Source organism: Bartonella sp. MM73XJBT.G (genome assembly GCF_028618435.1).
Lineage (GTDB): Bacteria > Pseudomonadota > Alphaproteobacteria > Rhizobiales > Rhizobiaceae > Bartonella.
The window spans coordinates 38,549-53,429 of the sequence record NZ_JAQISW010000013.1 but is presented as its reverse complement, the minus strand read 5'-3'; the positions used below and the strand labels follow the sequence as shown (position 1 = coordinate 53,429).

General features: G+C 36.9%; 11 protein-coding genes and 3 tRNA genes. 2 read left to right on the top strand and 12 right to left on the bottom strand.

Features of this window, described 5'->3' with window-relative positions:
* From PVV59_RS07305 to PVV59_RS07295, 3 genes are all read right to left on the bottom strand, one after another.
* A partial coding sequence (locus PVV59_RS07305; protein WP_244455647.1) for a GTP-binding protein occupies window positions 1-126 on the bottom strand: 126 nt, incomplete at its 3' end.
* Between the two features lie 190 nt (window positions 127-316).
* A tRNA-Gly gene (locus tag PVV59_RS07300) sits at window positions 317-390 on the bottom strand.
* Window positions 391-421: 31 nt separating this feature from the next.
* Window positions 422-505 (bottom strand) — tRNA-Tyr (locus PVV59_RS07295).
* A 205-nt stretch (window positions 506-710) separates the two neighbouring features.
* Between PVV59_RS07295 and PVV59_RS07290 the strand changes: the two genes are divergently transcribed.
* Entirely contained in the window at window positions 711-1,541 is an 831-nt protein-coding gene (locus PVV59_RS07290) for an RNA methyltransferase (RefSeq protein ID WP_273755493.1), read from the top strand.
* On the opposite strand, the gene PVV59_RS07285 is transcribed toward PVV59_RS07290, so the two are convergent.
* The 6 genes from PVV59_RS07285 to PVV59_RS07260 form a co-directional block, all read right to left on the bottom strand.
* Window positions 1,538-2,269, bottom strand: coding sequence for a rhomboid family intramembrane serine protease (locus tag PVV59_RS07285; RefSeq protein ID WP_273755492.1), 732 nt, complete (start codon window positions 2,267-2,269; stop codon window positions 1,538-1,540). The two genes, PVV59_RS07290 and PVV59_RS07285, sit on opposite strands and share 4 nt — an antisense overlap.
* A gap of 1,305 nt (window positions 2,270-3,574) precedes the next feature.
* A complete protein-coding gene (locus PVV59_RS07280; protein ID WP_273755497.1) occupies window positions 3,575-4,000 on the bottom strand; it encodes a DUF2155 domain-containing protein in 426 nt (141 codons plus the stop codon).
* Between the two features lie 88 nt (window positions 4,001-4,088).
* On the bottom strand, window positions 4,089-4,487 hold the full coding sequence (locus PVV59_RS07275) for an NADH:ubiquinone oxidoreductase subunit NDUFA12 (protein ID WP_273755491.1): 399 nt from the start codon (window positions 4,485-4,487) through the stop codon (window positions 4,089-4,091).
* Between the two features lie 181 nt (window positions 4,488-4,668).
* Window positions 4,669-6,168, bottom strand: coding sequence for an Asp-tRNA(Asn)/Glu-tRNA(Gln) amidotransferase subunit GatB (gene gatB, locus PVV59_RS07270; RefSeq protein WP_273755490.1), 1,500 nt, complete (start codon window positions 6,166-6,168; stop codon window positions 4,669-4,671).
* 128 nt (window positions 6,169-6,296) lie between these two features.
* On the bottom strand, window positions 6,297-7,724 hold the full coding sequence (gene tig, locus PVV59_RS07265) for a trigger factor (RefSeq protein ID WP_273755489.1): 1,428 nt from the start codon (window positions 7,722-7,724) through the stop codon (window positions 6,297-6,299).
* Between the two features lie 134 nt (window positions 7,725-7,858).
* Window positions 7,859-7,941 (bottom strand) — tRNA-Leu (locus PVV59_RS07260).
* 168 nt (window positions 7,942-8,109) lie between these two features.
* Here PVV59_RS07260 and trmFO point away from each other — a divergent pair.
* Window positions 8,110-9,522, top strand: coding sequence for a methylenetetrahydrofolate--tRNA-(uracil(54)-C(5))-methyltransferase (FADH(2)-oxidizing) TrmFO (trmFO, locus tag PVV59_RS07255; RefSeq protein ID WP_273755488.1), 1,413 nt, complete (start codon window positions 8,110-8,112; stop codon window positions 9,520-9,522).
* A gap of 917 nt (window positions 9,523-10,439) precedes the next feature.
* Here the strand turns inward: trmFO and PVV59_RS07250 are convergent.
* The 3 genes from PVV59_RS07250 to clpX form a co-directional block, all read right to left on the bottom strand.
* Complete coding sequence (locus tag PVV59_RS07250; protein WP_273755487.1) at window positions 10,440-10,718, bottom strand: HU family DNA-binding protein; 279 nt, start codon at window positions 10,716-10,718, stop codon at window positions 10,440-10,442.
* Between the two features lie 231 nt (window positions 10,719-10,949).
* Window positions 10,950-13,376: an endopeptidase La gene (gene lon / locus PVV59_RS07245; RefSeq protein ID WP_273755486.1), complete on the bottom strand. Its 2,427-nt coding sequence runs from the start codon at window positions 13,374-13,376 to the stop codon at window positions 10,950-10,952.
* A 183-nt stretch (window positions 13,377-13,559) separates the two neighbouring features.
* Window positions 13,560-14,834: an ATP-dependent Clp protease ATP-binding subunit ClpX gene (clpX, locus tag PVV59_RS07240; protein WP_273755485.1), complete on the bottom strand. Its 1,275-nt coding sequence runs from the start codon at window positions 14,832-14,834 to the stop codon at window positions 13,560-13,562.
* Window positions 14,835-14,881 lie beyond the last annotated feature (47 nt).

Below are 14,881 nucleotides of genomic sequence, written 5' to 3'. Positions count from 1 at the left end.
ATATGCTTTAAACTCACCAAAAAATTTCGTAATCGCTGCTGTCAACGAAGTCTTCCCATGATCAACGTGACCAATCGTACCTATATTAACATGCGGTTTCGTACGTTCAAATTTGCTCTTCGCCATTGCTATTAATCTCTTTTTATTCCCTGTCTTTGTTAGCACCTAGAAACAGGCTTGCAGAACTGAATTAAACTGGACCGTACACCAGCCCAATCACCACAACTCTTAGGCGGAAAATACCGCCCACTTTCAATAATGGAATACCCTCCATTATATCTATATTATATCCATTCGCCTAATCACAACAACCATTTGGAGCGGGTAGCGGGAATCGAACCCGCGTATTCAGCTTGGAAGGCTGCTGCTCTACCATTGAGCTATACCCGCTTAACTCACGTACTAACTCTCCTTCGATGAATGGTGGAGGGGGTTGGATTCGAACCAACGTAGCATACGCAACGGATTTACAGTCCGCCCCCTTTAACCACTCGGGCACCCCTCCATTACACCAAAAAAGTCGCGCGATGAGGCATCACGACAATCATCTTGAACACCCATTCAATTCAATCCGATTGCGAAGTGGTTATGACGATTACGATTGTATCTGTCAACAGAATAAATACAATTCTGTACAAATTTCCTACTCATAACGTTAAATCATAGATTTTTTCTAGCTATTTTTCTTATTAAAACGCTATAAAGAAGTTATGAAAGAAAAAACATCACAAAATTCTCATTATGCTCGTTTACGTCGTCGATATCGGGATACACAAGGCTTTCCTTCTCGATCTTCCACACATCTGAAGAAGGAAACCGCTTCTTTACAGCAAGGAATAATCTATCTTTATGGTATTCATTCAGTTCAGGCTGCTTTAAAAAACCCAAAAAGAATTTTTAAATGTCTTTACGTTACACAAAATGCCTTAAAGCGATTAAATATATCCGAATCAGATTATCCTTGTCCTGTTACATTATGTACCCCTAAATATCTTGATTCGCTCGTTGGAAGTGAAGCAGTTCATCAAGGGATTGTTTTAGAAACTTCTCCTCTCAAACCATGCCAACTATCGGAACTAACCAATGCTGATCTGGTCATTGTCATGGATCAAATTACTGATCCACATAATGTTGGTGCTATTATGCGCTCTGCCGTTGCATTTAAAGCTAAAGCACTTATTACCACTTGCCGTCATTCTCCCCTAGAAAGCGGTGTTCTTGCAAAAGCGGCATCAGGGGCTTTGGAAATGATTCATTATATTACCGTAAGAAACCTCGCAGAAGCTCTTCAAAAGCTCCATCAGACAGGGTTTACAAGCTTTGGCCTCGATTCAGAAGAGAAACAACCTCTAGAAACAACATTAACTGGGAATAAAATTGCTCTTGTTTTAGGCGCAGAAGGAAAAGGCTTACGAAAAAAAACGCGTGAAACAGTTTGCGCTTTAGCTCGCCTTGATATGCCGGGAAATATTAAATCATTAAATGTTTCGAATGCAGCAACAATAGCACTTTATATAACACATAAATATCTTAGATTTTAGCTTTTAATTTTTTGTGAAATATCAAAAAAACCAACCAACAAAAAACCCGTAAGAAACCCGCCAATATGGGCTTCCCATGCTATTGAGATACCATTTTCTTCAAACAAAACGGAAGAAATACCTATGATAAAATCAGCCGCCAACCATACACTTATATAAATAAGTACGCTCTTGGAACAAAGGGCTTTTTTGATAGATAATAAAGTTCCCAAAGGTTTTTCGTTTTGCGCATTGATACCTAAATAACCGCTGGGAAAACTATAACGTGCAATAGCCCCCATCATTCCAGATACAGCACCTGATGCTCCAACAAGTGATATGATACTTTCTTGATGAAATGTAAAATACGTCAAAACGGATATAACTGCCGTTAGTACCCAAAAAATTAAAAAACGTAAAACACCAAAATGCCTTACTAAAGGAGAACCAAAAACCAAAAGCCAAACCATATTAAGAGCAACATGTTTAAAACTACCATGCATAAATGAATAACTCACCATGGTATAAAAAAATGCGATAGGATCCGTCTTAAACAATGCTGGTGTAAATGAAAAAAACTCAAGACTTTCAATATAACGCTGATGGGGAAAAAAATACTGAGGAATGCAATAAAGACAAAAACAAAATACGATCAAGACAACAATAATAAAGGGAACATTTAATAAAGGTTCTTTAGGTTTTCTCGGCAATCGGGAAACATTCTTATATGGATAACAAGAAACTTTCATTTGATAAAATCTCTTCTTCTTCAGAATAACTGGTTTTTCTTTACAAAAATAAGGATACCACTACTCCCAGTGATACGGAATTTTTTAACGCCTCTTCAAGCCTCTTTTTAAAATTTCCAACAGCTCACCGTAAAAACAACCACTCTTTTATACAAAAGACTTTGAAAAGCACGAATATCAAAAATACGATTTAAAAATGAGCAATATTCTGCTTATTAAAATGTAAAGTTTATCATACCATATATAAGAACTTATAAATAAATATAACTCACTTATGAGGCACTCATCGTAAAAAAATATTAAGTACATATATGTTGCTTTTTGTCAGAAATATACTAATTTTTGCATTTTTTTAATCACGCCATATTTCAAGTGAAACTTTAAATAATCTTAAATCTCTATCGTTCTAATAATAGAACTTGAATTGCTTCTACTCTTTGAATGAAAAAAATCTCCATATGAAGAAAGGCTTAGCAACATATTTTTTCTCGATATAATCATTGGTATTTCATAAATTACGCATTTAATAATCTGTATCATCACAAAGGCAATATTTTGATTTACAAGGATAATTTAATTTTACTTATATTGGTTTAAACCTCTCAATATCGTAAGATTTTCTTAACCCAAACTTAGTTTATATTGACCATTCGCCTACACGTTACAAGTGGGAAAAGTTGTCGTGATAAAAACAGTACAAGAGAGAAATAAAAATACCTCTTATCAAGAGTCTTAAGTTCCAAAAACTGTCTGGCAACATTGGGGGCAAATCCAAATATGTGGTAGTGTCTGCATGCTCTTTCACAAACGTAAAGATAGGGGCTCAATGGATTTATCATTATACTACTTACAAACGCTGTCACAAAACGGATATGATGAGCCTTAAGAGCGTCTCTTTAAGAAAAGCCTTGAAGTATGTGCAATACAATGGCGTTCTATTTTTCACGAGGGGGAGGGGCCTATTAAATGCTAAAGAGTTACTTCAGCCCTTGAATAAATATACACAAGCCTTTCATTCCTACCTCTAACAGATATAGCTTAAGAATTGTTTTCTATGGAACACTCGAAAAAATAATACGTTGATTCGTATAATGCATCCTTTGAATTTAAAAGATTCATGAGAGAAACTTTATTCCTTTCTTAAATAGCCTTATCCACACGCCCACCACTTATAATGAATAAGGCAATCGTTTTGATCGTTTCAATATAAGAAAGCTTGCAATAAGAGAATCATAGAAATTTAAACCTCTCATTCAAATTTTAAAATGATAAATCATCCTTATAACTCAATGTGCTAACACATTATTACTGAAGAGGTAGATTTTGAGAACTTTGTTTACAATCTTTTAACCACACATCATAAATAGGATGCTCAACAGCGTTCAAACCAGGACTATCTGCAAACATCCATCCTGTAAAAATACGACGTATTTTTTTATCTAATGTTACTTCATTGACTTCAACAAAACCTGTTGTACGCGTTGGTTCATCTTTAGAGCTCGTATAACAAGCACGAGGTATTACCTGTAATGCACCATACTGATAAACTTCACCAAGAGAAACTTCAAAACGCGTCGTCCGACCTGTAATTTTATCAAGACCTGCAAATACAGCAATTCCATTGCTAATACGCTCAGTCCGCCCCTCACTATTTAAGGATAAAAGCACTAAAATTCCCATTAAAAAAATATATATAAAATGCTTCAACCCTAACAAGAAAGAAAACCTCATCATATCTAAACCAATCGCACCCTAAAAATAACTCTTGTTATAACGTAGAGCCAAAAAAGACAAAAATACACACGCCCATTAAAACATTTTATTTTTTAGGTGACCACGCATCATAATCTTTACGTACACAAGGACTCTCATCATTGTAAGGGATAGCCCCCTTTGGTCGATAGGCCTCACTTGTTCCTGTCATATTTGCAACGTGCGGCTTTTCCCATTCATAGGAATGATAATCTTCCTGTGTCGGTGGCCACTTACAACGATGATGAATCCAACCGTGCCAACCTGGTGGAATAGTAGAAGGTTCAGAATAGTCTTTATAAATAACCCAACGGTGCGGGTAACCATCCTTATGAAGTCCCCCTTCATAATATATATTACCAAATTGATCTTTCCCTATCTGCTTACCTTTACGCCATGTGAAAAAACGCGTACCCATGGTATTACCATTCCACCAGGTAAAGATTTGCTTAAAAAAACGAGCCATTTTCTATTCCATTTCTTCAGTATGCTCATGAAATCAATCGCTGGAATAAACTTGTTAATGCTTTAAATTACCGAAAAATTTGCTGGTAAATTCAGACACAACTCCAATTGATAGGATAATTTTTCATCCCTTCATTTCGAGAAGATATCATATTTATAAATTCTTCTCTACCCCATAAAATTTAATCTATGCCAAGTTTCATCTTAACTAATTCATTAACAGTTTGAGGATTTGCCTTACCGCCTGTTGCTTTCATTACCTGTCCAACAAACCAACCTGCTAAAGCAGGCTTTTGCTTTGCTTGCGCAACTTTATCAGAATTATTGGCAACGATCTCATCAACAGCTCTTTCAATAGCCTTTGTATCAGTTACCTGCTTCATATTGCGCTCTTCTACAATTTGGCGTGGATCTCCCCCCTCATTCCAAACAATCTCAAAAAGATCTTTGGCAATTTTTCCAGAAATAACGCCTTCTTTTATAAGATCAATAATGCTTCCCAATTGATTTGGCGATACTGGTGACTCTTCAATTTCACGATTATTTTTATTTAAAGCCCCTAAAAGATCATTGATTACCCAATTGGCAACTATTTTTCCATCACGCCCACGAACGACTTCTTCAAAATAATCAGCAATAGCTTTTTCTGTCACAAGAATGGAAGCATCATAAACTGTCAATCCCATTTCTTTAACAAAACGTGCTTTTATAGCATCAGGCAATTCTGGTAAATCCGCGGCCAAAGCATCCACAAATGCTTGATCAAATTCTAATGGTAAAAGATCAGGATCAGGAAAATAACGATAGTCATGCGCTTCTTCCTTTGAGCGCATAGAGCGGGTTTCTCCTTTAGTGGCATCAAAAAGCCGAGTTTCTTGCTCTATGACGCCTCTATCTTCTAAAATCGCGATCTGACGACGCGCTTCATACTCAATCGCTTGACCAATAAAGCGTATAGAATTAACGTTTTTAATTTCACACCGCGTTCCAAAAGCTTCACCAGGACGGCGAACGGATACATTAACATCTGCACGCATAGAACCTTCATCCATATTGCCATCGCAGGTCCCTAAATAACGAACAATCGTACGCAATTTTGTCATATAAGCTTTGGCTTCATCTGATGAGCGCATATCAGGTTTGGAAACTATTTCCATAAGCGCAACACCAGAGCGATTAAGATCCACAAAAGACATTGTTGGATGTTGATCATGCATTGATTTTCCAGCATCCTGTTCAAGATGTAATCTTTCAATTCCTATTTCAATATCCTCAAATTGACCATTTGAATCTGGACCAACAGATATAATAATCTTCCCCTCTCCTACAATGGGATATCGAAACTGAGAAATCTGATACCCCTGCGGTAAATCTGGATAAAAATAATTCTTACGATCAAAAACAGATTTTAAATTAATACGCGCTTTTAATCCCAAACCTGTTCGAACTGCCTGACGAACACATTCTTGATTAAGAACAGGCAACATCCCTGGCATAGCCGCATCAATAAGTGATACATGGTTGTTTGGCTCTGCACCAAATTTGGTTGATGCACCTGAAAAAAGTTTTGAATTTGATATGATTTGCGCATGAACCTCCATGCCAATGATGACTTCCCAATCACCTGTAACGCCAGAAATAAAACGTTTAGAATTAGGTGCACGCGTATCAATGATGCTCATTGCCAATCCACCACCAATATTTTAAAATATATCTCATAATTTATTTCAAACCATTTACAGTACAAGCTTGGAATATAACAATATCACAACAACCCGTTTCCATCGGGCTTGTTTTATTTGCGGAAATATTAAGCTTTTTTAGAAGCCTTTTTCTTAGCCGATGTTTTCTCTGCAGACTTCTCTTTCACAGCAGATTTTTTCTTTGCCGGCTTTTCTTCAGGAAGATCTAATTCGTCATATTCTTTCATTAATTCTTCAATCGTCACTTCTTTATCTGTAACTTTTATCTGTGCTAACAAATGATCAATAACTTTTTCTTCAAAAATCGGAGCACGCAGATTTTCAACAGCTTCCGGCGTCTTACGGAAAAAATCCATAATCTCTTTTTCTTGACCAGGATATTGACGAACTTGCTCAAAAACAGCTGCTTTTAGCTCATCCTCACTAACTTTAACACCGACCTTCATTCCAATTTCAGAAAGCACTAAACCAAGACGGACGCGACGTTGCGCAAGGACACGATATTCCTCCCGTGCCTTTTCTTCTGTAATACCCTCGTCTTCAAAAGTACGCCCAGCCTTTTTCAAATCATCATTAACCTGAGCCCATATATTATTGAATTCAATTTCTAAAAGCCCTTCAGGAATCTCAAAATTATAATCAGCATCTAAAGCATCAAGAATTTGACGCTTAATTTTTTGACGTGTCATTGAACCATATTGACTTTCAATCTGTCCACGAACAACCTCACGCAAGCGATCTAGAGATTCTAAGCCAACTTTTTTCGCCGCCTCATCATCAATTTTTAATTCATCTGGTTTGAAGACAGCTTTGATAGTGATATCAAATTCTGCTTCTCGTCCTGCTAAATGCGCTGCACTATAATTATCTGGGAATTTTACAGAAATTGTTTTTGCATCCCCAGCTTTTATACCAACCAATTGTTCTTCGAAACCAGGAATAAATTGTTTTGATCCAAGAATCAGTTGTGCATCATTATCTGCCCCACCTTCAAATGGAACTCCCTCAAGCTTACCTAGATAATCTATGGTAATACGATCACCTTCTTCGGAAGATCCCTCTTTTAGAGAATAATTCCGTGTAGAAGAAAGGACGCGATTGACTTGCTCATCAATATCCTTTTCAGGAATAGCTGCAATTTCACGAATAACCTCAATATGTTCAAAGGCTTTAATTTCAATTTTTGGTAAAACCTCATACTTTAAACTAAAAGTAAAATCGGCTTTTCCATCTAGAGTTTTTTCATCTTCATCTATATCAACTTTCGGTTGCATCGCTGGACGTTCATCGCGGTCTGCTAAAACAGAACGTGGCGCATCAGCGAGTATCTCATTGAGAATCTCTGCCATGAAAGATTTACCATACATTTTTCGCAAATGCCCACCTGGCACTTTACCAGGACGAAAACCATTAAGCTTGATTTTACCCTTGGTATCATCCAATCGTTCATTCAACTTTTTTTCTAAATCTTTCGCTGGAACCACGATCTTAATTTCGCGCTTCAGTCCTTCATTAAGCGTCTCGGTAACCTGCATTAAACACCTTCATTTTTCTAAGGAAAGGGATAACCCCTCTCTAATCATCATTACATTCTAACACTTCAAGTGTTACATTACCATGAAGCGGAATTCCAGACACGTAGAAATCCGTAGCACTTAAGGGATTGCTTTGGTGCGGATGGAGGGACTCGAACCCCCACGGTCTCCCGCCAGAACCTAAATCTGGTGCGTCTACCAATTTCGCCACATCCGCTCAAACTAAGCAAGCTAATAACCTTATACAAGCGGCGTTTCTATACCATTAATTATAGAAAAAAAGCAAACAAATATATTAAAAAAAACTCAATACACGTCTTTCTTACAAAGAACAAAACAAAATCTACGCTTTTCATACACGGCGACTTAGGCTAATAAGTCGACTATGTTAAAGACATTTGATACTCCAATTCATATTATCGGTGGCGGTCTTGCAGGGTGTGAAGCAAGCTGGCAAATCGCTCAATCAGGAATTCCTGTTGTTTTGCATGAAATGCGTCCCCAAAAAAAATCAGATGCCCATAAAACTGATAAATTGGCAGAACTGGTTTGTTCAAACTCCTTTCGTTCTGATGATTCATCAACAAATGCCGTAGGGCTTTTACACGCTGAAATGCGATTAGCAAAATCATTAATTATGAAAGCTGCTGATGCCAATAAAGTCCCCGCGGGAAGTGCTCTTGCTGTTGACCGTGATGGATTTTCAAAAACCGTGACATCAGCACTTGAAAACCATTCGCTTATAAAGATCAAACGCGAAGAAATTCAAGAGATTCCTAGAGATTGGAAACACGTTGTTATTGCAACGGGGCCCCTTACCTCGCCTGCACTTGCTCAAGAGTTAAAAGCAATAACCGGCATAAAAGCCCTTTCTTTTTATGATGCTATTGCACCTATTATCCATACCGATAGTATTGATATGAATATTTGTTGGTATCAGTCTCGCTACGATAAAATTGGTCCTGAAGGAACAGGAAAAGATTATCTTAATTGTCCCCTCAACAAAGAACAATATGAAACATTCGTTGAAGCACTAAAAAATGCAGAGAAAACAGAGTTTCGTGACTTTGAAAAAACGCCCTATTTTGATGGATGCCTTCCCATCGAAATTATGGCTGAGCGTGGGATTGAAACTTTAAGGCACGGTCCTATGAAACCTATGGGCTTAACAAATGCCCATAATCCTACCGTTAAACCCTATGCTGTCGTTCAATTACGCCAAGATAATAAACTCGGAACGCTTTACAATATGGTTGGCTTTCAAACAAAACTAAAATATGGAGAACAGGTTTGCATTTTCAGAATGATTCCCGGTCTCGAAAAAGCAGAATTTGCACGCCTTGGTGGTCTTCACCGTAATACCTATCTCAATTCTCCAATTATCCTTGATCAAACCCTTCGTTTAAAACAAAAAAAACAATTACGCTTTGCAGGGCAAATTACCGGATGTGAAGGCTATGTAGAATCAGCGGCTATAGGGCTTCTTGCTGGACGTTTTACTGCTGCCGAATATCATCATAATTGTCCTTGCACTCCCCCACAAACCACAGCATTCGGAGCTCTTTTGAATCATATTACGGGAGGACACATTATAGATGAAGAAGCAGAAAGACAGTCTTTTCAGCCAATGAATATCAATTTTGGACTCTTCCCCCCTATTGCTTCTCTTAAAGATTCAAGAAAACGCTTGCCAAGTAAAGAAAAAAAATTAGCAAAAAAACAAGCTATAACAGCGAGAGCTCTCAATGATTGTATTCAGTGGTTAACGAATAAGGAATCAAAGAGCGCCTATTTATAAAAAATATATTCTGACACCTTGTTAAAAATACTATCTCAATCGATAGATTGCTGTTTATATTTCAGCATTTATTCAATAATGTAAAAGATACGAATAATTATATCAATATATTATTTTATAATAATAATCTTTTCTTTTTTTGACTTTTTTCTTAATGTTTATGAGACCTTCTCATTTTAACTTTGTGTAATAAAGAAAAAAATACTCGCTTGCATCATTGAAATGGCAATACCTCTTTATAAAATAAACTTACAATATTTTGACTTATAATTATAATTTATCTCTTTCTATCTTAAATGAGCAACTTAAATATCGTATTTTTTTATTTCAGACTCTACTTATAGCAATCAATAAAGACCATCTGCTTAATCCGTCAAGTGCTCGCTCACACTAGCGAGACTAGTCTTGTAAGTTAAGAGAGCTATTAAAAAGAATAAAACTATTCTTTATGCACTAGCCTCAAACGCCGAGAGCTGACCACAACATTATAGAAACTGAAAAATAGTATGATACCGTCAACGAGCACCCTTATTAAGCAAAAAACGGTAGCTTATAGAAAATTTTATACATTTCACAGAATTTTTTTGTTTTATACTATTTATAGGTACTGTTTCTGAAGAAACTCTTTAGCCCTTCCACATAATAAAAATTAACTCATATTTTATAAGCTCTATAATAGCCCATTATTAAAATGGAATATTTATTGAAAAGGTTAAAAAATATACATTTCAAGCCTATGGTATTTTATGTAACTTTTACAATCATTTTCAGAAACATTAGTCATTCATGAAATGAGAAAAAAGGTACAAAGACTTAAAATTTTTACATGAAAAACGTACTACAATATCTCTGTCTAAGAAATATCTGTAAAAAAACCCGCTTATAAATAAATCGGGTTTTTTTTAATGTTGTTTAAATTATTTTTTATTAACCGCTTCTTTAAGGCTTTTTCCTGCAGAAAATTTAGGCACAGAACGTGCTGGAATATCGATTTCAGCACCAGTTGAAGGATTACGCCCCTTTGTCGCAGCACGATGAGAAACTTCAAAAGAGCCAAAACCTGGAAGACGTACATCGCCTCCTGAAGCTAAAGTTTCTGTTATAGAAGCCATAAAAGCGTCAACAACAGCACCAGCTTGCGCTTTCGAAACACCTGCCTTTTCAGCAACGGAACTAACCAGTTCACTTTTATTCATAAGATATTTCCTTTCCCTATATTAACTGACAACATGATCTAATCATGTTATTGATCAGTTTATTGAAAAGTACAGCAAACAGAAATCTTATTTTTATTCAAAACATTGTTTTTTTAGCAATAATCACAGTTATTCACGGAATTTTTCACTTTTTTTAACAAAAAAAAGAATAATAACCACAACAATGCCTTCTGTACCTTTTAAAATGTCGATATAAGAAAGATGCGTGAATCAGTGCGCAATCTGTATTCCTTCACTATCGCTGTTCTCTGACCGGATAGGGACAGCTACTGTAGAAGGTTCTTTCCACTCAATAGTGTCAGGAAAACGAACCAGAGCGTGTTTCAAAACTTCACTCACATGATTTACTGGAATAACTTCCATATTATTTTTGACATCATCAGGAATATCAACCAAATCTTTTGCGTTTTCTTCAGGGATAAGTACTTTTTTTATCCCTCCTCGAAGCGCAGCTAGGAGTTTTTCTTTTAATCCACCAATTGGTAAAACACGTCCACGTAAAGTAATTTCACCAGTCATTGCAATATCTTTATGCACAGCTATCCCTGTAAGGACTGAAACAATTGCTGTCACCATAGCAATCCCAGCAGATGGTCCATCTTTTGGTGTCGCTCCCTCTGGAACATGAACATGGATATCGCATTTTTCAAAAAGTGAAGGTTCAACCCCAAAATCAACAGCACGAGAACGCACATAAGATGCTGCCGCGGAAATAGACTCTTTCATAATATCACGCAAATTTCCAGTTACAGTCATCTTGCCTTTGCCGGGCATCATCACACCTTCGATGGTCAATAACTCTCCACCAACTTCTGTCCACGCAAGACCTGTTACAACACCAATGTGATTTTCTCCTTCAATCTGATTGTAATGATAACGTTTAACACCCAAGAAATCACCGAGATTACTTTCTGTAACCTTTACAGATTTTTGATGCGTTTTGAGAATTTTTGTAACAGATTTACGGGCTATTTTCATGAGTTCACGCTCAAGATTACGAACACCTGCTTCACGTGTGTAAAACTGAATAATGGATCTTAGTGCTCCATCAGAAATGCTGAGTTCTTTTTTAGACAAACAGTGGTCTTTGAGTGCCTTTGGTAAAAGATGCTGCTTAACAATTTCCATTTTTTCACATTCAGTATAACCTGCAATACGAATAATTTCCATTCGATCCATTAATGGACCTGGAATATTAAGGGTATTGGCAGTTGTGATAAACATGACATCAGAAAGATCATATTCAACTTCCAAATAGTGGTCAATGAATGTAGCATTTTGTTCAGGATCAAGAACTTCTAATAAAGCAGAGGAAGGATCTCCACGAAAATCTTGTCCCATTTTATCAATTTCATCAAGCAAGAAAAGCGGGTTAGATTTTTTAGCTTTTTTCATAGACTGAATAATTTTCCCAGGCATAGAGCCAATATATGTCCGGCGATGTCCACGAATTTCTGCTTCATCTCGCACTCCTCCTAATGAAATACGAACATATTCACGCCCCGTTGCTTTTGCAATAGAGCGCGCTAGTGACGTTTTCCCTACACCTGGAGGACCTAGTAAACAAATAATGGGTCCTTTTATTTTTGATGCTCGGCTTTGCACTGCTAAATATTCAACAATGCGTTCTTTCACTTTTTCAAGACCAAAATGCTCATTATTCATGACCTTTTCAGCAAAGTCTAAATTATTCTTAATTTTTGACTTTTTACCCCAAGGCATTGCTAATAACCAATCAAGATAATTACGTACAACTGTTGCCTCTGCAGACATCGGAGACATATTCCGTAATTTTCTCAATTCTGCTCCAGCTTTTTCCTGTGCTTCCTTGGATAGTTTTGTACTCTTAATACGGTCTTCTAGCTCAGAGAGCTCATCGCGGCTATCATCTCCTGCTCCTAACTCTTTTTGAATAGCCTTCATTTGCTCATTGAGATAATATTCCCGTTGGTTTTTTTCCATTTGCCGTTTCACGTGCGAACGAATACGTTTTTCAACCTGCAAAACAGAAATTTCTCCTTCCATGAAAGATAGAACACGTTCAAGACGAGCTCGTACAGATAAGAGCTCTAATATTTCCTGTTTTTCTGCAAGTTTAATCATCAAATGAGAGGCAATCGTATCAGCAAGCTTAGAAGGATTATCAATCTGGCCTATTGCATTGACAACTTCAGGAGAGATTTTTTTGTTAAGCTTTACATAGTTTTCAAAATAAGCAATTACCGACCTTGAAAGAGCTTCAATCTCAACATCACCCTCTCTAGGTTCTTCTGTAACAGCTGCAAAAGCCTGATGATAACCATCACTTAAAGAAAATTGACTAATTTTTGCACGTGCAGTCCCTTCAACCAAGACCTTTACCGTTCCATCAGGAAGCTTTAAAAGTTGGAGAATATTGGCAAATGTACCAATATGATAAATATCCTCTGATTTTGGATCATCATCAGAAGCATTTTTTTGTGTCACCAAAAGTATTTGCTTATCAACCGCCATCGTTTCTTCAAGAGCACGAATTGATTTTTCGCGGCCCACAAAAAGTGGAACAATCATATGGGGGAAGACAACAATATCACGAAGAGGTAAAACAGCATAAACCCCATCTCTCACTTCATCTGTCTTTTCATCAATATATTGCATAACTCTCCTTTCTGGAGCTATGAGCTATCTATAATACCAAGCCCACCCTTAGAAAACCTCAGCTCTCCACAATACATGAAGTGGTAATTGCTAACACATAAATCAAGCATTATAACGATATTATTAGAAACGTTTATTAAATACCATTCATTAACTCTTTTTATATTGTATATCGCAGCAATGTCATGCTGATACATTCTCTTTATCTTCTGCACGTTCTGAGTAAATATAAAGAGGACTCGCTTTCCCATGAACAACATCGCTTGAAATAACCACTTTTTGAACCCCTTCAAGAGCTGGTAATTCAAACATCGTCTCAAGAAGGATCTTCTCCATAATGGAACGTAAACCACGTGCACCAGTTTTACGTTCAATTGCTTTCTTCGCGATAGCACGTAAAGCATCTTCGTGAAATGCTAACTCAACATTTTCCATTTCAAAAAGACGCTGATATTGCTTTACCAATGCATTTTTAGGTTGTGACAAAATTTGCACGAGAGCGTTAACGTCTAAATCCTCTAAGGTAGCAACGATAGGAAGACGCCCTATAAATTCTGGTATTAAACCAAACTTTATAAGATCTTCAGGCTCTAAATCACGAAAAATTTCACCAACACAACGTTCATCAGGAGCCTTAACAGTCGCAGAAAAACCAATGGAAGTTTTTTCACCACGTCCTGAAATAATCCGCTCTAAACCTGCAAAAGCCCCCCCACAAATAAATAAAATGTTTGTGGTGTCAACCTGAAGGAACTCTTGTTGGGGATGTTTACGTCCACCTTGTGGAGGAACAGAAGCAATCGTTCCTTCCATAATTTTTAATAAAGCTTGCTGAACTCCTTCTCCAGAAACATCTCTTGTAATAGAAGGATTGTCAGCCTTACGAGAAATCTTATCAACCTCATCAATATAAACAATACCACGCTGCGCACGTTCAACGTTATAATCCGCCGCTTGAAGAAGTTTTAAAATAATATTTTCAACATCTTCCCCCACATAACCTGCTTCAGTTAAAGTGGTCGCATCCGCCATTGTAAAAGGAACATCAATAATACGTGCTAATGTTTGTGCAAGATAAGTTTTACCGCAGCCCGTTGGACCAACAAGAAGAATATTTGATTTAGCCAATTCAATATCATTGCTTTTAGACTGATGCGCCAACCGTTTATAATGATTATGAACGGCAACAGAAAGAACACGCTTTGCATACTGCTGACCAATAACATAATCATCAAGAACTGTTATAATTTCCTGTGGAGTAGGAACACCATCACGCACCTTAACCCCAGAAGACTTGTTTTCTTCCCGAATAATATCCATGCAAAGCTCTACACATTCATCACAGATAAATACAGTAGGCCCCGCAATGAGCTTACGCACCTCATGTTGACTCTTGCCGCAGAACGAGCAATAGAGAGTATTTTTTGATTCGTTCCCGCTATTGCTAATTTTGCTCATTTTTCTTTCCTTTCACCACGATATATGAATACTTCGCCTTTTCAAAG

What these genes read in the sequence shown, in the direction of transcription:
- PVV59_RS07290 (WP_273755493.1), top strand. Translation starts at nt 711, where the DNA reads ATGAAAGAAAAAACATCACAAAATTCTCATTATGCTCGTTTACGTCGT.
- PVV59_RS07285 (WP_273755492.1), bottom strand. Translation starts at nt 2,269, where the DNA reads ATGAAAGTTTCTTGTTATCCATATAAGAATGTTTCCCGATTGCCGAGA.
- PVV59_RS07280 (WP_273755497.1), bottom strand. Translation starts at nt 4,000, where the DNA reads ATGAGGTTTTCTTTCTTGTTAGGGTTGAAGCATTTTATATATATTTTT.
- PVV59_RS07275 (WP_273755491.1), bottom strand. Translation starts at nt 4,487, where the DNA reads ATGGCTCGTTTTTTTAAGCAAATCTTTACCTGGTGGAATGGTAATACC.
- gatB (WP_273755490.1), bottom strand. Translation starts at nt 6,168, where the DNA reads ATGAGCATCATTGATACGCGTGCACCTAATTCTAAACGTTTTATTTCT.
- tig (WP_273755489.1), bottom strand. Translation starts at nt 7,724, where the DNA reads ATGCAGGTTACCGAGACGCTTAATGAAGGACTGAAGCGCGAAATTAAG.
- trmFO (WP_273755488.1), top strand. Translation starts at nt 8,110, where the DNA reads ATGTTAAAGACATTTGATACTCCAATTCATATTATCGGTGGCGGTCTT.
- PVV59_RS07250 (WP_273755487.1), bottom strand. Translation starts at nt 10,718, where the DNA reads ATGAATAAAAGTGAACTGGTTAGTTCCGTTGCTGAAAAGGCAGGTGTT.
- lon (WP_273755486.1), bottom strand. Translation starts at nt 13,376, where the DNA reads ATGCAATATATTGATGAAAAGACAGATGAAGTGAGAGATGGGGTTTAT.
- clpX (WP_273755485.1), bottom strand. Translation starts at nt 14,834, where the DNA reads ATGAGCAAAATTAGCAATAGCGGGAACGAATCAAAAAATACTCTCTAT.